Source organism: Hafnia paralvei (assembly GCF_020150375.1).
Lineage (GTDB): Bacteria > Pseudomonadota > Gammaproteobacteria > Enterobacterales > Enterobacteriaceae > Hafnia > Hafnia paralvei.
Genome location: NZ_CP083737.1, coordinates 2,828,144 through 2,847,162, shown reverse-complemented (window position 1 = coordinate 2,847,162; position 19,019 = coordinate 2,828,144). Strand labels below are relative to the sequence as shown.

Annotated in this window: 18 protein-coding genes; 10 read left to right on the top strand and 8 right to left on the bottom strand. The window is 47.1% G+C overall.

Annotated features, from left to right (window positions below):
* The first annotated feature begins 204 nt into the window (after nucleotides 1–204).
* The 3 genes from K9N75_RS13500 to K9N75_RS13490 all read left to right on the top strand — a co-directional run bounded on the left by K9N75_RS13500 (nucleotide 205) and on the right by K9N75_RS13490 (nucleotide 1,260).
* A complete protein-coding gene (locus tag K9N75_RS13500) occupies nucleotides 205–486 on the top strand; it encodes a hypothetical protein (protein ID WP_020303700.1) in 282 nt (93 codons plus the stop codon).
* A gap of 142 nt (nucleotides 487–628) precedes the next feature.
* Nucleotides 629–841 carry a hypothetical protein gene (locus K9N75_RS13495; protein ID WP_008813831.1) on the top strand — a complete coding sequence of 71 codons (213 nt, stop codon included), beginning with the start codon at nucleotides 629–631 and terminating at the stop codon, nucleotides 839–841.
* A gap of 137 nt (nucleotides 842–978) precedes the next feature.
* On the top strand, nucleotides 979–1,260 hold the full coding sequence (locus K9N75_RS13490) for a hypothetical protein (RefSeq protein WP_008813830.1): 282 nt from the start codon (nucleotides 979–981) through the stop codon (nucleotides 1,258–1,260).
* A gap of 279 nt (nucleotides 1,261–1,539) precedes the next feature.
* Here K9N75_RS13490 and K9N75_RS13485 read toward each other — a convergent pair whose 3' ends face one another.
* Complete coding sequence (locus K9N75_RS13485; protein WP_039186315.1) at nucleotides 1,540–2,202, bottom strand: DUF3313 domain-containing protein; 663 nt, start codon at nucleotides 2,200–2,202, stop codon at nucleotides 1,540–1,542.
* Between the two features lie 276 nt (nucleotides 2,203–2,478).
* Here K9N75_RS13485 and K9N75_RS13480 point away from each other — a divergent pair, with 276 nt between their 5' ends.
* The gene (locus K9N75_RS13480; RefSeq protein WP_008813828.1) at nucleotides 2,479–2,751 is read left to right on the top strand and encodes a putative hemolysin; all 273 of its coding nucleotides are present in this window, start codon (nucleotides 2,479–2,481) and stop codon (nucleotides 2,749–2,751) included.
* 223 nt (nucleotides 2,752–2,974) lie between these two features.
* On the opposite strand, the gene fliT is transcribed toward K9N75_RS13480, so the two are convergent.
* From fliT to fliD, 3 genes are read right to left on the bottom strand one after another with little or no spacing between them, the layout of a single operon-like run.
* Nucleotides 2,975–3,337, bottom strand: a complete 363-nt coding sequence (fliT, locus tag K9N75_RS13475) for a flagella biosynthesis regulatory protein FliT (RefSeq protein ID WP_008813827.1) — start codon at nucleotides 3,335–3,337, stop codon at nucleotides 2,975–2,977.
* Nucleotides 3,337–3,750, bottom strand: a complete 414-nt coding sequence (gene fliS / locus K9N75_RS13470; RefSeq protein ID WP_004092864.1) for a flagellar export chaperone FliS — start codon at nucleotides 3,748–3,750, stop codon at nucleotides 3,337–3,339. Before fliS ends, fliT begins: the two co-directional genes overlap by 1 nt.
* A 17-nt stretch (nucleotides 3,751–3,767) precedes the next feature.
* The gene (gene fliD, locus K9N75_RS13465; protein WP_224451730.1) at nucleotides 3,768–5,186 is read right to left on the bottom strand and encodes a flagellar filament capping protein FliD; all 1,419 of its coding nucleotides are present in this window, start codon (nucleotides 5,184–5,186) and stop codon (nucleotides 3,768–3,770) included.
* A gap of 290 nt (nucleotides 5,187–5,476) precedes the next feature.
* Here fliD and K9N75_RS13460 point away from each other — a divergent pair, with 290 nt between their 5' ends.
* The 4 genes from K9N75_RS13460 to tcyN all read left to right on the top strand — a co-directional run bounded on the left by K9N75_RS13460 (nucleotide 5,477) and on the right by tcyN (nucleotide 9,209).
* Nucleotides 5,477–6,754, top strand: coding sequence for a FliC/FljB family flagellin (locus K9N75_RS13460; protein WP_224451729.1), 1,278 nt, complete (start codon nucleotides 5,477–5,479; stop codon nucleotides 6,752–6,754).
* Between the two features lie 196 nt (nucleotides 6,755–6,950).
* Nucleotides 6,951–7,673 carry an RNA polymerase sigma factor FliA gene (locus K9N75_RS13455; RefSeq protein ID WP_008813823.1) on the top strand — a complete coding sequence of 241 codons (723 nt, stop codon included), beginning with the start codon at nucleotides 6,951–6,953 and terminating at the stop codon, nucleotides 7,671–7,673.
* A gap of 38 nt (nucleotides 7,674–7,711) precedes the next feature.
* Nucleotides 7,712–8,227, top strand: a complete 516-nt coding sequence (fliZ, locus tag K9N75_RS13450) for a flagella biosynthesis regulatory protein FliZ (protein ID WP_020303701.1) — start codon at nucleotides 7,712–7,714, stop codon at nucleotides 8,225–8,227.
* A gap of 199 nt (nucleotides 8,228–8,426) precedes the next feature.
* Entirely contained in the window at nucleotides 8,427–9,209 is a 783-nt protein-coding gene (gene tcyN, locus K9N75_RS13445; RefSeq protein WP_008813822.1) for an L-cystine ABC transporter ATP-binding protein TcyN, read from the top strand.
* Between the two features lie 647 nt (nucleotides 9,210–9,856).
* Here the strand turns inward: tcyN and putA are convergent.
* The gene (gene putA, locus K9N75_RS13440) at nucleotides 9,857–13,831 is read right to left on the bottom strand and encodes a trifunctional transcriptional regulator/proline dehydrogenase/L-glutamate gamma-semialdehyde dehydrogenase (RefSeq protein WP_224451728.1); all 3,975 of its coding nucleotides are present in this window, start codon (nucleotides 13,829–13,831) and stop codon (nucleotides 9,857–9,859) included.
* Nucleotides 13,832–14,426: 595 nt separating this feature from the next.
* On the opposite strand from putA, the gene putP reads away from it, so the two are divergent.
* A complete protein-coding gene (gene putP, locus K9N75_RS13435; RefSeq protein ID WP_008813820.1) occupies nucleotides 14,427–15,908 on the top strand; it encodes a sodium/proline symporter PutP in 1,482 nt (493 codons plus the stop codon).
* An 80-nt stretch (nucleotides 15,909–15,988) separates the two neighbouring features.
* Here putP and csgC read toward each other — a convergent pair whose 3' ends face one another.
* From csgC to K9N75_RS13420, 3 genes are read right to left on the bottom strand one after another with little or no spacing between them, the layout of a single operon-like run.
* The gene (gene csgC, locus K9N75_RS13430; protein ID WP_039186333.1) at nucleotides 15,989–16,318 is read right to left on the bottom strand and encodes a curli assembly chaperone CsgC; all 330 of its coding nucleotides are present in this window, start codon (nucleotides 16,316–16,318) and stop codon (nucleotides 15,989–15,991) included.
* A 60-nt stretch (nucleotides 16,319–16,378) separates the two neighbouring features.
* On the bottom strand, nucleotides 16,379–16,975 hold the full coding sequence (locus tag K9N75_RS13425; RefSeq protein WP_008813818.1) for a hypothetical protein: 597 nt from the start codon (nucleotides 16,973–16,975) through the stop codon (nucleotides 16,379–16,381).
* A gap of 52 nt (nucleotides 16,976–17,027) precedes the next feature.
* Nucleotides 17,028–17,537 carry a curlin gene (locus K9N75_RS13420; protein ID WP_008813817.1) on the bottom strand — a complete coding sequence of 170 codons (510 nt, stop codon included), beginning with the start codon at nucleotides 17,535–17,537 and terminating at the stop codon, nucleotides 17,028–17,030.
* Between the two features lie 834 nt (nucleotides 17,538–18,371).
* Here K9N75_RS13420 and csgD point away from each other — a divergent pair.
* On the top strand, nucleotides 18,372–19,019 hold the full coding sequence (gene csgD, locus K9N75_RS13415) for a biofilm master transcriptional regulator CsgD (protein ID WP_008813816.1): 648 nt from the start codon (nucleotides 18,372–18,374) through the stop codon (nucleotides 19,017–19,019).

Below are 19,019 nucleotides of genomic sequence, written 5' to 3'. Positions count from 1 at the left end.
TAAATATCATGTACATAACTACAATGCTGAATGCCCATACACTACATTATGAATATGCAGGTTTAGCGGAAATAGCACCAATATAATACCTTTGTAATACCGATCGTTTTCAACGATCAATATCGATTTATTGATCTATACAATCAATTTTAACCACACTCTTCATGCTGTTACCTTCTTCATTATTTATAAAAGGGATGCAGCGTGAGATTTTCTAACGGGGTGAAAATCCTTTGTTCCGCTTTGGGATTAGGTGTGGTGGTATGTCTTTTTATGCTGAACTGGGTGATAAGTGGCGGTGCAGAACGGCATCAGTTGGCGGTGTTTCAGCCGGATAAAAAGATGTTTACGTGCGAAGGCGATGGTCGTTTGGCCGATAAAGATACGCTGACCCTCATGCTTGGAGCCTCGCAAATTGGCTTATGCGTGAGTCAGATAAATCACGAACTTTGGGTTGTTCGCGAGATGGCGATACAGAAAAAGTAAAGCGATCTTACCCCCAGCAGCACTAAATTCAATTGTTAAGAAATCAACATATTGCACCTCTGATTTGATGATAAAATTCTTGCCTAGCAAGGTGTTATGTATATCAGTAAATTATTAATCAGATGAAAGGTATAGGGATTATATGAAGGCCAGCTATATTAGCTATTACGATGGACTGGATGAAAAGGGCAAAGTTGTTTTTCAGGGAAATGGTTCACATATTGTGAATTCTGAAACAGAAGAACCATCGCCACATGAAATGCTTGCCGCAATTAATCAATACCTGATTAAATCGGCTAAAGCCCATAACTCAGCGATAGCTCGTATTGTCATTAAAGGTTTGTTCAAACTGTAATCGACAAGTGTCATTGAGAGAATTTAAAGGCCACGTAAGTGGTCTTTTTTACGGGTATGACCCAGTATTCGTATTAATCCGGTTTATGCAAAAAAGAGTTGTGAGTATCATAAGAACAAATAACTAGAGAGGTTCTTATGAAAAAATACTATTTATTATTGGCTTTGCCGGCGGCCTTATTGGTGGGCTGTGTCAGCGCACCAAAAGGTTTTGTCAGACTTGACGATCATGCAGCCGATCAGGCGGTAATCTATCGCTACGATCCTGAGAAAGTTGACAAAGCGGCAATGGATGCCGATGCATTGAGTTATTGCAAAGAGAATGGCTTTGATCAAGCCACACAGATCCCTCCGCTGGCCAGCAGTATCCCAACGCTAAAACGTATGGCGTATACCTGTTCGTACGCAGTAAAAAAATAGCCCGTCTTTAGTGTGATCTTGGACGATTGCGTATTCAGTGAAATCGCTATATACTTATTTATATAGCGATGGCGAATCGTTCAGATTGCTCAATACCCATTGCTAATTGCTTCAAAACGTTTGTTTTCAAATTTCTAGTATGGTTTCCCGTGCCCTAGGTACGGGATTTTTTTGCCTGAAAAACAGAGTATTGCTGCTAATCCGCATAAAAAAGCCAGCTGTATGTGGCAGCTGGCTGGAGAATGCGTACTTAAATTTGAATGCTTATTTCACGTCAAACTATTTAACATCGAACATGGTGGCGTCGGTGGCCATATTGTCGATGACGGCTTTCAGATCATCCACGGTTAATAGCTGATTCGAGTTAGAAAGCTGTTTACCTGAACTTTTACGAACTACTTTTAACACGGGTTTGTTAGTTTGGGAGTCGATAAGCTCACCTTCGAAGAACAGGTTAGTGTCCATGGTACGGTGTCCTGTCGCGGCTTGTGTACCCGCAACCACCATAGCGATAGGGATCACTTCGTAGAACTGTAACCCTTCTTTACTGGTATCAACCGCCGTTATCGCTCCACGGAAAATCAGCGTCCTCGGTCCCGGCTGCGTCACAAGAGTGGAGCGCTGAGCTGCGGCAGCTTTCAGCTTGGTATTTGTGTAGTTAAGCACACCTTCTAAGACGTTTTTACCGATCTGAGTTGTTGGTTTAGGTTCTGGATAGTAAGTCACAGGGTTATAGATCAGTTTATCGTAGTGACTGCTTTTGAAACTGGGATCAACCCAACGCAAAACGGGTAAACCAGACGCTGATTTGGTTTCTGTCAGGTTAGAGTAGTCTTTTAAAAAACCAGAATACTGCTCGGGAGTTGCTGTTTTTGTTGCACAACCGGTCAGAGCCAGCGCGCCGATCAACAGCGCAGTTTTGAGATTACGAAGCGTAGCCATAGTTCCTTATCCAAATGAGAGAGGTGCAAGCTAAGATATATCAGAATCCTATTGGTTTACCTATAAAATCATTAGCATTGTGGTACTAATTTAACTATTTTTAATCAATGAATAATTTTTAGTGATGTGATTAGTGTTTTTATTGATTGATTTTATAAAAAACGGATGAAAACGTCTGAACGCTGAGTAGATAATACCTTGTAATAAATAGGAGTAATTACCTATATTGGGCGTTAAGACCGTCTATAATATTTATTTTTATGTTGGGAATACTTGATGAAATTACACACGCTGTTGCTCGTAGGATTGGGAGGATTGGTTATGGCAGGCTGTCATTCTGGACACAAGGATCCAGAAACTTCTTCAGATAGGCAAACGGTGCCGGTAGAGAAGACGATCGGCATGGCCAACCCAGCCTCTGTCTATTGCTTAACCTTGGGGGGTAAAGAAATCAATATCACAACAGACCTCGGTGTGCATACCGATTGCTTGCTACCTAGTGGTGAGAGAATAGACGAATGGACACTATACAGACGTGACCATTCCTAATTAATTCTCATGGAATATTATTGGTGTTAGAAAAGTAATATATTAGCGCGTATTGAACGCATTATTACTGAAAAACTTATTATTAATTATGATAGCCATAGGGACATGGCAGGGCCAATCTTTAAAATACCTATAATTTAAAAGTGTTATTATTGAATTAAATTTCTAATAAAAATAGAGACTAGGACAATGTATTAAACTGGTGTTGTTTAAATATAAAAAATTAAAGTAAATCGTTGGGGTAACCTTCATTATCGGAAAACTGTCCATAAGTGTGAGTCACGGCCTGTTGGCGTGAGGTTTTGCCGATGATTTGGCTCAGCTCATCCATTCTCGCTTGTAGCAGGCGTTTAATTTCAGCTTCGTTATCCAGAATTTTAGCCAACACTCTGCGCAGCTCGGTTTGCATCGCTGAATCAACCTCGGAAATAGGCATGAGCTCAGTGGTTTTTGCCACTGCTTGGAGATACTCCATCTCCAATTTTACCAGCGAGTCCCATTCAGAGCGCTTAGCGAGATCGAGCATACTTTCGCTGATGGAAAGGATGTTCCGGTACGCATGTGACAAAGGCTGTATTCCATACATTATAAGTGGTCCTGCTGATTAAGTTGTGATTGTGGGCCGATCTGACGCCACGCATCGGCAATATTGTCTAACAGGTCCGTGACATGCTGGATTGTCGCTTCATCATTATGAAGATTAGCATGTAATAGCCGTTTCACCATATAGTCATACAGCGCGGCTAAGTTTTCTGCAAGCTCTCCGCCTTTTTCCAGATTGAGACCCGCTTTTAACCCATTATCAATAATATTGATGGCTTTGGTGATTGACTGACCCTTGAGCTGGGTTTGCCCCGCCTGCATATGCAGGCGGGCACGGATTAGGGCGCTATGCGCCCCGTCAAATAACATGACAATAAGCTGGTGTGGGCTGGCGCTCATCACGCCGCTTTCTAATCCCACATCAGCGTAGGCCTGTGAGCCCGTCGCTTTATACATGATGCTTGTTACCTATCTTATGAGTTCATGGCGGTGAATTGTTGTGTGAGGTACGAACTGGTACTGTTGAGCTTGGACATCATGGTATCCAGTTGTACAAACTGCGCTTTATAGCGGTCGATAGTTTCTTGAATACTGTCGCTCACGCTATCGATACGTACACTCAAACGATCTAGGTTGGTATTGATACTTTTGGTTGTTGATTCGATCACGCCGCCGGCCTTGATATAACTTTGAATTTCATTGTGAATATTGGTTGCCATACCGCTATCCGTCCCGTTGCCAACAAAGAAGTTGGCCACTTGGTCTGGATGGTCAGTGAAAGCTTTGGTGAGTTTGTCGCTGTCTACGGTCAATTTGCCGGTTTTACCGTCGGTGGTGATCCCCAAATTGCCTAGACCTTTCAGTTCAGGGTTATCCTGAGCCGAGCTTAAGGCGCCTTTAATTGCAGCCTGAACACCGCGCAGGGTGTTATCACCTAACAAAGCACCGTTGGTTTTTGACTGTGCCTCACCGGTTTTTACTGGGGTGTATTTAGTCAGAGATGTAAAGGTATCAAGTAGGGAGTTATAGCTATCTACCCAGCTTTTTATCTTATCCATCGCACCAGAGTTGTCCGCGCTTAGAATCAGGTTCTGCGGCTCGCCGTCTTTAGTTTTGGCTTTCAACTCAATGGTGGTGCCTTGTGGCGCATCGGTAATGGTATTGCTGCTACGCACAATTTCTGTGCCATTCATGGTGATAATGGCGTCTTTAGCCTCTACCGTTTGTTTCATGGCCGTGGGTGAAGTTGATGGCGCGCTTGGGTCATAGTTCAGGTATTCACCCAATTGATCATCACCGTTCACTTTAACCGTCATTTGGTTAGCGGAACCGGTTGAGGAAGACGTTAATGCTAACTGGTAGCTGCTATCACCTACGCGCACGATACTGGCCGTAACGCCTGCTTTCGCGCCATTAATCGCATCGCGCATTTCTAAGAGTGAGGTCTGATCATCACTCAAAGGAATTTGAGTTGTTTTAGGTGGTGTGCCCTGTGTCAGGGTAATAGAACGGCCGCTCGCTCCTGATGTACCGAGCTGTGCAGACTGATCGGTAATGACTTTCTGCGTGGTTAAGCTTTGTGCCTGAGCCAGCTGTTTGACTTCAACGCTGTAGTTACCAGCAACCGCCTTTGCGTTGGTCGTTACAGTAAACTGATCGTGCGTCGATGCCTTGGTGGTATTAAAGAAGTCGGCTTTTGCCAGATCTTTACTCAGGTTATCAAACTTCTCCAACGAGCTTTTCAGCGTGCCGTAGGCGGTCAGCTGTGCCTTGTAGCTGGTTTGCTGAGTGGTATAAGGCGTTAAACGCTGTTGTTCCGCCGTAGATAATTTATCAAGTAAGCCATTTAAGTCGAGACCAGAGCCGATCCCTAAAGAAGAAATAGATGCCATCGGTATTTTCCTTTTAATAATTTACTGCGCTTTACGCGTTATCGGCTCGGTAGGAAAAAAGTTTACGAAATAAATATAAAAAGTGATGGGACGATAGAAGGCGTAAAGAGGGCCTTATTTAGGCGATTGTCTGTGCGGAGAATTTTCAGGAAAAATAATTAAAAAATTTCCTAAAGGTTAATTGGGGAGCGCCGATACCTGTGTGGACGGTGGCTGACGCCGTAGGGCAATCAGGCCCGACCCATTAACTAGATGCGTATATCGCAGCTGATTCGAAAGGAAAGCTCACTATGGCACAAGTAATTAATACCAACAGCCTGTCTTTGATGGCGCAGAACAACCTGAACAAATCTCAGTCTTCACTGGGTACCGCTATTGAGCGTCTGTCTTCTGGTCTGCGTATCAACAGCGCGAAAGACGATGCTGCGGGTCAGGCGATTTCTAACCGCTTCACAGCGAACATCAAAGGCCTGACTCAGGCTTCTCGTAACGCCAACGACGGTATCTCTCTGGCGCAGACCACCGAAGGTGCTCTGAACGAAGTGAACGACAACCTGCAAAACATTCGCCGTTTGAGCGTTCAGGCTCAAAACGGCTCTAACTCAGGTAGCGACCTGAAATCTATTCAGGATGAAATTGATCAGCGCCTATCTGAAATCAACCGTATTTCTGAACAGACCGATTTCAACGGCGTTAAAGTTTTAAGTGGCGACAACAAATTGACAATTCAGGTTGGTGCCAATGATGGCGAAACAATCGATATCGATTTAAGTAAGATTAACCGTGAAACTTTGGGCTTAAATGATTTCTCTGTGGCTAAAGGTGTAGATGGAACTAAAGTGACAGCAGCTGCACCTGCAGCAGGCGACCGGATTGATACAGGTATCAACGTTGAGTTTGCTACAGGCCAGAAAACAACGACTTCCAATAAAGACATAACAGATTTTGTTAAAGGCACAGATGGGAAAGTCTATGCTAAATATGACGATACTGGTACTAAATATGACCAGGTAACTGGAGTAGATAAAGATGGTAAGGTTACCACTACTGGTACTGCTGCAACAGGTGCTGATTTAACAGCAGCAACGGCTGGTAAAAGTGTTAAGACTACCAATTTTACAGTTGCATATAGTGCCCTTACTGGGTCTGATAGTACAAAAATGCATGCTTATACAGGAACTGAGGATGGAGCACCGAAATATGTGATTAAAGATGGTGATAAACTCTATTCTGCCAGTGTTGATCTAGACGGAAAAGTTACTCGAGGAACTGAACTTGCAACTAAGGCAGCTACAACCAATCCATTAAAGGCATTAGATGATGCGCTGTCAAAAGTCGACGGCCTGCGTTCATCTCTGGGTGCGGTACAGAACCGTTTCGACTCTGTTATCAACAACCTGAACAGCACCGTAAACAACCTGACTGCTTCCCAGTCTCGTATTCAGGATGCTGACTACGCGACCGAAGTGTCTAACATGAGCCGTGCAAACATTCTGCAACAGGCGGGTACTTCTGTGTTGGCTCAGGCTAACCAGTCTACTCAGAACGTACTGACTCTGCTGCGTTAATACTTCGCCAGCATTTCAGCTAACCCCGCTGCGGCGGGGTTTTTTACATAAACCACCTGATGAATAACTGAGCAAACTTCTATTGCGGAAAAAGCAACGTGAGAAAAGGGGGCATTTTTGCTGACTAATCGCGCCATTGGCTTTGGCGTGAGAGTTAGATAATAGCCGGGCATCCATCAACCCGGGTTCTGTCAACGTGAGTGAATTGTATACCGCCGACGGCGTGATCGACAAAAATTCCCTGTGGCAGCGCTACGCTCCGCTAGTGCGCCATGAAGCGCTGCGTTTGCAGGTTCGCCTGCCCGCGAGCGTTGAACTGGACGACCTGCTTCAGGCTGGAGGTATCGGGCTGTTGCACGCGGTCGAACGCTACGATGCCATGCAGGGGACGGCTTTTACCACCTATGCGGTTCAGCGCATTCGCGGCGCGATGCTCGATGAGCTACGCAGCCGAGATTGGGTTCCGCGCAGCGTGCGTCGAAATGCCCGTGAAGTTTCAGCGGCTATGCAGCGAGCAGAACAGCGCCTGCATCGCGCACCGACAGAAACCGAAATTGCCCAAGAGTTAGATATGCCACTGGTTGAGTATCAGCAGATTTTGCTGGATACCAACACCAGCCATCTTTTTTCTTACGATGAATGGCGAGAAGAGCATGGCGATAGCGCCGAGCCGGTATTTCAGCAGCATGAGGATGCCAATCCTCTCAAACAGCTGTTGGAAGGAGATCTGCGCCAGCGCGTGATCGCCGCCATTGAAGCCTTACCGGAACGTGAAAAATTGGTTCTGACCCTCTATTACCAAGAGGAGCTAAACCTGAAGGAAATCGGCGCCGTGCTTGAGGTCGGAGAATCTCGGGTCAGCCAGCTGCATAGTCAGGCGATAAAACGTCTACGTACCAAGCTGGCCAGCCAAAGCTAATGTGTCACCAGTTATTCGATAAAATGGAGCATGTTGCCATGACAGCATCCCAACAGAAAAGACGGCCTCTGAGTCGCTATTTGAAAGATTTTAAACACAGCCAGTGTGATTGCTCTCATTGTGGTAAATCGCTCGATCGCATGTCTCTGGTGTTTCGTGGGAAAATTCTCGATCGCGAAACGCTTGCTGGGATGGATCAACTGATTGACGACAGAGTTTGGCAAGAACTGGAAAAAGAGCTAACGGCATTGTGTCGCTTTTGTAGCGACGTGTACTGCCATTGCAAAGCGGATTACTTCGATATTCTTGAGTTTAAACAATATCTGTTTGAACAGACGGAAATGAGTCATAGCTCCATCCGTGAATATATTGTCCGCTTACGCCGCTTAGACGATATGTTAAGAGCGAGCGATTTCCCCGACGAAAAGTTTTGCGGCAGTGAGCAACAGTGGGATCTGATCGAGAATATGACCGACGCGAATCAAAATAACTATCGCATCGCGCTACGGAAATACGATCAGTATCTTAGTTGGCAAAAAACAGCGGTCTGCTGATTAAGCCTTCAGTATGAAAAGCCATCGTTACGATGGCTTTTTTGTGTCTTATTCCATATCAGTCTAACCATATTCCTGCAAAATTTTTTATTCCCTGTCCTGAGTTGCTAAAGTTGCCGTTATATTGGGTGACGCGCCGTGTACGCGGCGTTGCATCTGCACAGTATCGATTTTAGACGTATCCGTTTGGGAGCCCACAGTGAGCACTATTGAAGTAAAAAATCTGACGAAATCCTTTAACGGAAACACCGTGCTGCACGGCGTCGATCTCACGGTTGAGAAGGGTGAGGTGGTAGCCATCATTGGGCCAAGTGGTTCTGGTAAAACCACGTTGCTGCGTAGCATCAATTTGCTCGAGGAGCCTGACGGCGGCACGATTCAGGTTGGCGATGTCACTATCGACGGCGGCCAGCCGCTGAGCCGACAAAAAACGGCGATTAGAAAACTGCGTCAGGAAGTGGGTTTTGTCTTCCAGAACTTTAATTTATTCCCGCACCGTACCGTGTTGGAAAACATTATCGAAGGGCCGGTTATCGTTAAAGGCGAAAAGCGAGAGGTGGTGATTGCCCGAGCGCGTGAACTGCTGGCAAAAGTTGGCTTAAAGGGCAAAGAGGATGCGTTTCCAAAACGCCTGTCCGGTGGTCAGCAACAGCGCGTGGCTATTGCTCGAGCATTAGCGATGCAGCCGGAAGTCATACTTTTTGATGAACCTACTTCGGCGCTGGACCCTGAACTGGTGGGTGAGGTACTAAGCACTATCCGTGCGCTGGCAGAAGAAAACCGTACCATGGTGATCGTCACTCATGAAATGAGCTTTGCCCGCGACGTTGCCAACCGTGCCATTTTTATGGATGAAGGGCGAATTGTAGAACAGGGTGCCGCCAAAGAACTGTTTGCCAATCCACAGCACCCAAGAACTAAGCTGTTTTTGGAGAAGTTTTTGGGCGAGAAGCTGGTGGATGAGCCGCTGAGTTATATTTGAGGGGGGGATGCCTGTTATTTAGGTTAATACTGAGTAAGGTTTCGTACGCCTAGAGCTCTGAAATCTACATATACACTGTGCAGGCGTCCGAGTTGGGGGGCCAATCGCTGCCCCCCAACACCCCAGCTTGGCACCCCCTCCCAGCCCGCTACGCGGGTTCCCTCGTTTCATCATTCCGGTTTTGACGGAACGAACGACAATCGGCATCCATGCCTCCGTCGTTCTTTCGCCGATATCAATCGGCGAATCCTAACCTGCATGATTCACTCAGCTGTCCGGTAATGTGCCGAAAAGGTCAACGTCTAAACCAAAAGACAAAATCAAAACGTTTTTAGGTGTTTAGTTTGAGTGGTCGTAGATAGAGCCGCCGGTACAGGGATGTACCGGCGGAGTTTGGGGCGCCCGGGATGGGCGATACCAAACCGGAGCGGAGATGGCGTCTCGGATAAAAGCGCGCGAGTTGAGAGCCCCCGCGCAACGGGGCTCTCATCGGTCGCCTTCGCCTTCGCCAGCGGTGTCATGGAAACGCATTTGCTGACTGGCGAACGAAATATTTCACCGCTATCCCATAGAATATTGACGTTATACATAAGCGCTCGGATACAACGCCCCCACACACAATCAACACCCCCTCCAAATCTTACCTATCACCCTATCGTCATCAAACTCGCATTCCCACCAGCGGCGGCGGTATTCACACTCAGTGAACGCTCTAGCAGCAGGCGCTCTAGCAGAATACCGGTTTCTCCGTGTGAGAACCCTTGCACTGACACAATCGCACCAGGGCGTTCGGCGATTTTTTCGCACAGGCTGCGTAGCTGGTCGGAGTCACCGTGGTAGATCACCGCGTCAAACTCAACGCCCTCGGCATCCCACGATTTCGCTACGTTAATCTGCTGCTGTACGGCTTTAGGCAGGCGACGATAGAGCGTGCGCTGAACTTCGCTATCAATCCACTGAACACGGCTACCGACCGCGAGCACGGCAGCGAGCTGGATCAGGGCGTCTTGCTCATTGTCGAACAGACATAGCACACGTTCACGCGGGAGGAGTGCATATGTATTGCGCTCTCCAGTCGGACCTGGCAATAAGCGGACGGTGCCGCCTTGCGCCCAATCACCAAACTCTTGGCAGCGCTGCGCCAGCGCGGTGTTTTTCTCTTGCTGCGCCCATGTTAGCAATGCTTGATGGGCTGCCAGCAATGGTTGGCGTAGGGTTGCGTCAACGTTTTGCTCATAGTCTTGACGTGCCAGCGTACGGCTTACCGCATCGTCTGGACGGCTAGAAAGCAGACGGTAGACGTAGAGTGGTCCACCGGCCTTAGGCCCTGTACCGGACAGTCCTTCACCGCCGAATGGCTGCACGCCAACTACGGCGCCCACCATATTGCGGTTAACGTACTGATTACCCACTTTTGCCTGTTCGGTTACCTGCGCGATGGTTTCATCAATACGGGTGTGGATGCCGAGCGTGAGTCCGTAACCCGCCGCGTTGATTTGCTCGATCAATGCATCAAGATTCTGACGGTTGTAACGAACAACGTGCAGAACGGGGCCAAAAACTTCCTGCTCGAGCTCGTCAAAGCTCTCCAGCTCAATCAGGGTGGGTTTGACGAAAGTACCTTCAGACCACTCTTTGCTATCTTGTGGATGTTCAAACGCGGCCTGATAGACATTGTGGCCTTTGGCGCGCATAGCCTGTATGTGACGATCGATATTGTCTTTAGCTTCGGCATCGATAACGGGGCCAATATCGGTTGATAGGCGTTCAGGATTCCCCATGCGGCATTCGGCCATCGCGCCGCGCAGCATTTGCAGCGTGTGATCGGCGATATCCTCTTGCACGCACAGAATGCGTAGCGCTGAGCAGCGTTGTCCGGCGCTGTCGAAAGCAGATGCCACGACATCGGTGACGACCTGTTCGGTCAGCGCGGATGAGTCTACGATCATTGCATTCAGACCACCGGTTTCGGCGATCAACGGCGTGGTGCGACCTTGAGGATCCAAACGCCCAGAAATATTACGCTGCAAAATACCGGCTACGGCGGTAGAGCCGGTAAACATGACGCCGCGTACGCGGCTATCACCGACCAGTTTAGCGCCCACGGTTTCACCTTCACCCGGTAATAGCTGTAGCACTCCGGATGGCACGCCGGCTTCAAGCAGAATGCGTACGGCTTGAGCTGCGACCAGCGGCGTTTGTTCGGCGGGTTTGGCTAACACGCTATTCCCCGCAGCTAGCGCGGCTGCAACTTGTCCGGTAAAGATAGCTAGCGGGAAGTTCCATGGACTGATACACACGACGGGACCCAGCGGACGGTGAGTATCATTGGCGAAATCGTGGCGTACCTGCTGAGCGTAGTAGTGCAGGAAATCGACCGCTTCGCGAACTTCTGCAATGGCATTGTTAAACGTTTTACCTGCTTCACGAGCCAGCAAACCCAGCAGGCTCTGCAACTGATCTTCCATTAAGTCAGCGGCGCGATCCAGCACGGCAGCGCGTTGCTCCGGCGGTGTAGAAAACCAGATGGGCCCCGCATTCACTGCGCTGGTCAGCGCGGCTTCAATATCCGCATCGCTGGCCGGCGTGACGTAGCCTACGATATCGCGTGGCTCGGCAGGGTTAATCACCGGCTGAGATGGCTGATCGCCACTGGCGGGATGCTCGAGAATAGGGGCACAGTTCCAATTATGGCTAGCGCTACTCAGCAGCGTGCTGGAGAGAGAGGCCAAGCGCTGCTCATTGGAAAGATCCAAGCCGCGTGAGTTACGGCGTTCTTCACCATACAGCCCACGCGGGGATGGAATACGCGGATGAGGTAGGCCAATAGCCCCCTCTTTGGCTGCCATCGATTCAACTGCGGATACGGGGTCGGCAACCAGTTCATCCAGCGGCAGCGAGTTATCAGCAATACGGTTGACAAACGATGTATTCGCCCCGTTTTCCAAAAGTCGGCGTACCAAATAGGCTAACAGCGTTTCATGGGTTCCCACTGGCGCATAAATACGGCAAGGACGGTTGAATTTACCTTCGGCTATTTTTCCAACCACCTGCTCGTACAGTGGCTCACCCATGCCGTGTAAGCATTGGAATTCATACTGCCCCGGATAGTAGTTTTGCCCCGCGAGGTGATAGATCGCCGATAAAGTGTGGGCATTATGCGTGGCAAACTGCGGATAAATGGCGCTAGGAACCGCCAGAAGTTTACGCGCACAGGCTAAATAAGAAACGTCGGTGTAAACCTTACGGCTATAAACAGGATATCCTTCTAAACCATCCACCTGCGCACGCTTAATTTCGCTGTCCCAATAGGCGCCTTTCACTAAGCGAATCATTAGGCGGCGATGGCTGCGCTGGGCTAAATCGATGACATAATCGATAACCGCCGGACAGCGTTTCTGATAGGCCTGAATCACAAAGCCAATGCCGTTCCAACCGGCTAGTTCTGGCTCAAAGCACAAGCGTTCAAGCAGGTCGAGTGAGATTTCCAGACGGTCAGCTTCTTCAGCATCGATATTAATGCCAATATCATAGCTGCGTGCCAGCAATGTCAGGGAGAGCAAACGAGGGTAAAGTTCGTCCATCATTCGCTCATATTGTGCACGGCTGTAGCGAGGATGCAGAGCGGAAAGCTTGATAGAGATCCCCGGACCTTCATAAATACCACGACCGTTAGAGGCTTTCCCGATGGCGTGAATGGCCTGCTGATAGGAAATCATATAACGCTGGGCGTCAGCTTCGGTCAGCGCGGCTTCACCGAGCATGTCGTAAGAGTAGCGGAAGCCTTTTTCTTCGTGCTTACGCGCATTTGCCAGCGCTTCAGCGATGGTTTCTCCGGTAACGAACTGTTCGCCCATCAGACGCATTGCCATATCAACGCCTTTGCGAATCAAGGGTTCGCCGCCTTTGCCGATAATACGGTTCAGCGAGCTAGAAAGCTTGGATTCGTTGTGGGTGGCAACCAGACGTCCGGTAAGCAGGAGTCCCCACGTGGCGGCGTTAACGAACAGAGAAGGGCTACGACCTAAATGCGAATGCCAGTTACCATTGCTAATTTTGTCGCGAATCAGCGCATCGCGTGTTGCTTTATCGGGAATACGCAGTAAGGCTTCGGCCAGACACATCAGCGCCACGCCCTCTTGCGAAGAGAGTGAAAATTCCTGCAACAGGTTTTGAACAATCCCAGCTCTGCCATTAGCACTTTTTTGGTTGCGCAGTTTTTCTGCGATTTTATAAGCCATCTGGTGCGTCGACTGCGCGAGTTCAGGCGCCATACGCGCCTGTTCGAGCAGCATAGAGACGGCTTCATGCTCAGGACGGCGATAGGCCGCGGTGATGGCAGCGCGCGCGACGGACTGAGGCAAGATTTGTTCTGCAAAATCAAGAAACGGCTGATGTGGTTGATCTGGCTGCGTTACGGTATCGTCGCCGTCGCTGGAAAGTGTGTCAGATACGGGAAGGGGCAGTTCAGGGAGCGTACTGCCACTCTCGACTCGCTCGAGATAGTTAAATATCGCCTGCTTGATTACCCAATGCGGCGTGCGATCGATCTGCTGTGCGGCGGCTTTAATACGATCTCGCGTCGCTTCGTCAAGTTTTACACCCATAGTGGTGGTGCCCATGCCGTCCTACTCCATTTTATTTTTGTAAGGTAGAGCCTGAGCATATCCTGTTCATTATGAATGTTGCAACTTTGTGCAACCTTGTTAAAAGGTACAAGTTTTGAATGTGTGAAATGGCGCAGGTTTTATCCGGCGGTTTAGCTCAGGTAGGCACAAGGAAATGTGAAAGAAGTTATGTGAAACATTAAATATTTCATTATAAATTAGAGGGATATTTTAGCGGTGAGCTATGTCAAAGCACATGTTAATGGATCGTTGTTGCAACCTGATGCAGGTCAAAATGTGATGAATGGTAAACTTTGTGTAACTTTTGAGTTAAATAACTTGTGAATAAGCTAAGCCTGTTCATAAGATGCCGACGTTTAGATTTTCATTATTGGTTGTATTTAAGATGGGGTTTGGCCGCATCATCGTTCCGATGCGGCTGAGTTTTTAAAGCAGCTAGGTATTTAAAACCGAAATACAGCATAAAAATGCCTGATTGATAAGCATATAGCCTGAGTAGTTGGAGCTGTGTCTGAGTCGTTAGCTAGCATCGTTAATAACAGAAAACACTCCAAGTGTGACGGATAAAAATAAATACGGAGACACCTGCATGATAAGTACACCGATGTTGGTGACCTTTTTGGTCTACATCTTGGGAATGATCGTCATTGGCCTAGTGGCATATCGCGCTACCAACAACTTTGATGACTATATTTTAGGCGGACGCAGTTTAGGGAGCGTGGTTACCGCATTATCAGCTGGCGCATCTGACATGAGCGGCTGGCTATTGATGGGCTTACCAGGCGCGATTTATCTTTCAGGGATTTCTGAAAGTTGGATTGCTATCGGATTAACCGTTGGAGCGTATTTAAACTGGAAGCTGGTTGCAGGACGTTTACGTGTGCACACCGAGGCTAACAATAATGCTCTGACGCTGCCCGATTATTTTACCAGCCGCTTTGAAGACACCAGCAAGCTGCTGCGCGTAATCTCAGCGGTGGTCATTTTGGTATTTTTCACGATCTATTGCGCATCAGGCATCGTTGCGGGTGCGCGCTTGTTTGAAAGCACCTTTGGTATGAGCTATGAAACGGCTCTGTGGGCAGGCGCAGCGGCGACCATCCTCTATACCTTTATAGGGGGGTTCTTGGCTGTCAGCTGGACCGACACGGTTCAAGCTAGCCTAATGATTTTCGCACTGATCTTAACGCCGGTATTCGTTATTTTGGCCGTGGGGGGTATTGATACTTCCATGCTCGTTATCGAAGCCAAGAATCCGGCCAATCTTGATATGTTCAAGGGTTTGAACCTGATCGCCATCATCTCTCTGATGGGCTGGGGATTAGGCTATTTCGGTCAGCCACATATTTTGGCGCGCTTTATGGCAGCAGATTCTCATCAAACTATTCGCAAAGCACGTCGAATTAGTATGACCTGGATGATTTTATGTCTGGCTGGTGCGGTTGCGGTGGGCTTCTTTGGTATTGCCTACTTTGAAAATAATCCTGGCCAAGCGGGAACCGTGTCTGAAAACGGTGAACGTGTGTTTATCGAGCTGGCTAAAATCTTGTTTAACCCTTGGATTGCAGGGATCTTGCTGTCGGCCATCTTAGCGGCGGTTATGAGTACGCTGAGTTGCCAGCTACTGGTATGTTCAAGTGCAATTACTGAAGACTTGTATAAAGCCTTTTTCCGTAAGAAAGCGTCACAGCGTGAGCTGGTGTGGGTAGGGCGTCTGATGGTTCTGCTGGTGGCATTGATTGCCATCGCTTTGGCGGCCAATCCAGAAAACCGCGTGCTGGGGTTAGTGAGTTATGCATGGGCCGGTTTTGGTGCGGCATTTGGCCCAGTGGTATTAATTTCTGTGATGTGGTCTCGTATGACGCGTAATGGCGCGTTAGTCGGTATGTTGATCGGGGCAATCACCGTCATCGTATGGAAGCAGTATGGATGGTTTAATCTGTACGAGATTATCCCTGGATTCATTTTCGCCAGCATTGCGATTGTGGTTGTTAGTCTGATGGGGCGATCGCCTTCACAGATTATCCAGACACGTTTTGCCAATGCGGAAGCAGAGTATAAAACCATCTAAGTAGGAATCTATTGATGTGCAAAAGGAAATGTCTGCGAAGGCATTTCCTTTTTTTATGGGGGAACGTAGGCGTCATTGGTTCAAACCTTATCGGGGAGTATCACTTGTTTCTCCAAGCGCACGCTATCGCCATCGGTTAAGACAACGGTAACTTGCAGCCAGTCACCTTGCAGTACGGGAAAACTCATTTGCCCTAACGCTTGTTTTCGGTTGGCTGTTAGTTGAACCGTGCCTGTCTGTTGGGAGATGCTTTCGCCATGAAGGCCGTGTCGGATTATGTCTACGGTAATATTGCATACGCAGCTATTGGTGACCGAAGCCATGGGCTTAAGTATGTAATATTGACCCTCTTGGGTAGTATCGAACCAAAGTTGATTAGATAAAACAGAGGCGATCAGAAGAGGATGCATTTGCGGCTCCGGAAATAAAAACAAGACAGGGCAACGCCCTGTCTTGTTGGGAGGAGAAAGTTAGTTCTGATTAACGTATGAGGCGTTGCCTGCACCGACTTGATTTACGTTGGAGTAAGAGAAGTCAGCTGTTTGTGAGCTATTAGCGTAGTTGGATGCACCGCTTTGGCGGACAACAATAACGGCGGCATCGCCGCTTTGACTGGTTACGGCATTATTCAAGCCAAAACCAGACTGAACCACGGCAGTTCTGGAGAAGTCACCACTTTGATTTGTGGTTGCGGTGTTGCCGAAGAGACCCGATTGAGAGACTTCAGTGACAGACCAGTTCCCGTTTTGACTTGAGGTGGCGGCGTTATTATTACCTTGCTGATTAATATCAACAACGCTGACGTTGCCATTCTGGTTTACCGATGCGTAGTTGCCCGTGCCACCTAATAGACCCCCGCTTTGAGATACGGATGTTTTAGAGAAAACCGCAGAATCTTGATTAACGCTGGAAATATTACTGGTGCCTTGCTGATAGACCTGCACCTCACCGCCTAATGCCCCGGTTTGAGGTGTGAATTGGAAAACGTAAGCTGGGTTAGTTAACGCCATTGCATTACTCATAGCAAAAACAAAGCTAGATGCTGCGATGATTTTCCACTTATTCATGATGTTACCCCGTCGGTTAAAGAATCAGATGTATGTATCAGATAAACAATAACTAATGTTGTGTAACTCTAATGGCCATTCCTGAAGCATTTTGCACAACACCGGCTGAGCGGTTTGTGCCCGTTTGGGTAATCTGCGTTATATTATTTTTCCCGAAGGAAATGATATAAGCAGAATTACCAAAACTGTCTTGAATGATTGAATCACTATTTCCACTACCTAGTTGAGCAATAACAGCATTGTTATTGCTGCTAAGTTGAGTAATGTCCGCAGAGTTTCCCGAACCTCGTTGAGCAATTAACGCATTATTATTGCTACTGGATTGGGTAATTCTGCCTTGGTTACTATTTCCCTGTTGTACGATAATCGAATGATTGTTCGTACCTTGCTGATGGGTAAAAGCTCTATTATCGCTACCTATTTGGTTAATAAGCGCACTTTGGCTATAACGACTATTCAAGTCACTATAACCAGTGCTCATATCAGCGTTAGCCAAATCACTATTTGCTACTGCCAAATAAGGAGTGACAAGCAGAGCGGCTGACAAGACAATCTTTTTCATTTTGCCGTCCTAATGTAATCGGTGAATCAAATTATGACGTGATGATTCGTATGTTAACGTCCTGAGAACTCTTTCAGGAATATTCAGATTTATGATTTGAGTATGTGCCGAAGAAAAATTAAATAACTCACCTAGAAGTCGTATTTTAAAAATAAAGCCTGATAAGAAAGTATGAGGCGATAATGTTTATTCGTTGTAATAAAAGCTAAAGAGTCGATTAGTCGAGCATTAACATGTTGATAGCTGTTTTTCATCTTACTCATGTAATGAAGTTTGCCACCCCAGCGCATGCGCTACGGGTATGACCTATGGCATCACTGACGCGTGGTAAAATTTCATGCGCTAGCATGAGCGCATTGTTTTCTAGCAAAGATACAATTCACATACCACTTACCTAAGGGAAATGCATGTGAATATACCAAGCAAGCTAATCATAAAGTGGTATTTCCCATTATCACGTGCGCTAAGTGCTTTGCTGAAAAGAATAAATTTACCCTCTCTATATTTTTAAAGAAGATCACCTGCTTGCTATTTCTTGGATGAATCTAAAGAAACGATTAAGGATTATGTAAATTAGAAGTAATGATAAGACTTATTTATAAATATCAAGTTACATTTTGAAACACAAATAGCACTTGCGTTAGAAGCGCCAATGGCTAGATTAAATCATGTAATATGCCCGCAATAACGGATGGCATATACGGCTCGTCTCTGTGCATATTTCAAATTTTTCTTGCACTGCCTTTTACACAGCAGCGGATAAGTAGCGCTCGATAAAAACTGTTTTTAATTAAGCAGGGAGTGTTGCTCTTCGCATAAATGCAGGGTTTTATTATGCTTGATGAAGTAGAGCGTAAGAAGTATTTATTGGTATTAATAACTAAACCGTCATTGCAAGCAACAGCACTACTGCACCAGCTTCAACTGACGTTACAGGTCAATACCAAGATACATAATATCAACAAAGATTTAAATGATCCCGTAGACAATACTCTCTATCTTTTCGACCTTATGGAGGCTGACCGACGAACGACCGTTTTGTGGCAATCAGAGTTGAGCCGTTGCCGGCAGAGAAATAGAATATTGTTATTAAATACTCCTGATGATTATCAAAACCAAGATATTGAGTCATGGCCAAACATTAGTGCAGTATTCTATCCATCAATGGATGAACGGACGCTAACGGAAGGAATAAAGAGTGTTATCAAGGGAGAATGTTTTTTTAGTCAGGGTGTTGCTAGTTATTTAATCAGCCAATCTTCACATTATCGTTATCATAGCCCAGAGGCAACAGGGCTCACTCAACGAGAAAAAGAAATACTGAATAAGCTAAGAGCAGGGGCCTCGAACACCGAAATAGCCAAGCTGTTATTCATCAGTGAAAACACGGTAAAAACGCATCTTTATAATCTATTTAAGAAAATATCGGTAAAAAATCGCACACAGGCGGTTTCCTGGGCTAACGATCATCTCAGGCGTTAA

Excerpts from the sequence above, each read along its gene's own strand:
- putA (WP_224451728.1), bottom strand. The coding sequence starts at position 13,831 with ATGGGCACCACCACTATGGGTGTAAAACTTGACGAAGCGACGCGAGAT.
- csgD (WP_008813816.1), top strand. The coding sequence starts at position 18,372 with ATGCTTGATGAAGTAGAGCGTAAGAAGTATTTATTGGTATTAATAACT.
- fliS (WP_004092864.1), bottom strand. The coding sequence starts at position 3,750 with ATGTATAAAGCGACGGGCTCACAGGCCTACGCTGATGTGGGATTAGAA.
- K9N75_RS13490 (WP_008813830.1), top strand. The coding sequence starts at position 979 with ATGAAAAAATACTATTTATTATTGGCTTTGCCGGCGGCCTTATTGGTG.
- K9N75_RS13480 (WP_008813828.1), top strand. The coding sequence starts at position 2,479 with ATGAAATTACACACGCTGTTGCTCGTAGGATTGGGAGGATTGGTTATG.
- csgC (WP_039186333.1), bottom strand. The coding sequence starts at position 16,318 with ATGCATCCTCTTCTGATCGCCTCTGTTTTATCTAATCAACTTTGGTTC.
- fliZ (WP_020303701.1), top strand. The coding sequence starts at position 7,712 with ATGACAGCATCCCAACAGAAAAGACGGCCTCTGAGTCGCTATTTGAAA.
- K9N75_RS13495 (WP_008813831.1), top strand. The coding sequence starts at position 629 with ATGAAGGCCAGCTATATTAGCTATTACGATGGACTGGATGAAAAGGGC.
- K9N75_RS13460 (WP_224451729.1), top strand. The coding sequence starts at position 5,477 with ATGGCACAAGTAATTAATACCAACAGCCTGTCTTTGATGGCGCAGAAC.
- K9N75_RS13420 (WP_008813817.1), bottom strand. The coding sequence starts at position 17,537 with ATGAAAAAGATTGTCTTGTCAGCCGCTCTGCTTGTCACTCCTTATTTG.
- putP (WP_008813820.1), top strand. The coding sequence starts at position 14,427 with ATGATAAGTACACCGATGTTGGTGACCTTTTTGGTCTACATCTTGGGA.
- K9N75_RS13425 (WP_008813818.1), bottom strand. The coding sequence starts at position 16,975 with ATGAATAAGTGGAAAATCATCGCAGCATCTAGCTTTGTTTTTGCTATG.
- fliD (WP_224451730.1), bottom strand. The coding sequence starts at position 5,186 with ATGGCATCTATTTCTTCTTTAGGGATCGGCTCTGGTCTCGACTTAAAT.
- K9N75_RS13485 (WP_039186315.1), bottom strand. The coding sequence starts at position 2,202 with ATGGCTACGCTTCGTAATCTCAAAACTGCGCTGTTGATCGGCGCGCTG.
- fliT (WP_008813827.1), bottom strand. The coding sequence starts at position 3,337 with ATGTATGGAATACAGCCTTTGTCACATGCGTACCGGAACATCCTTTCC.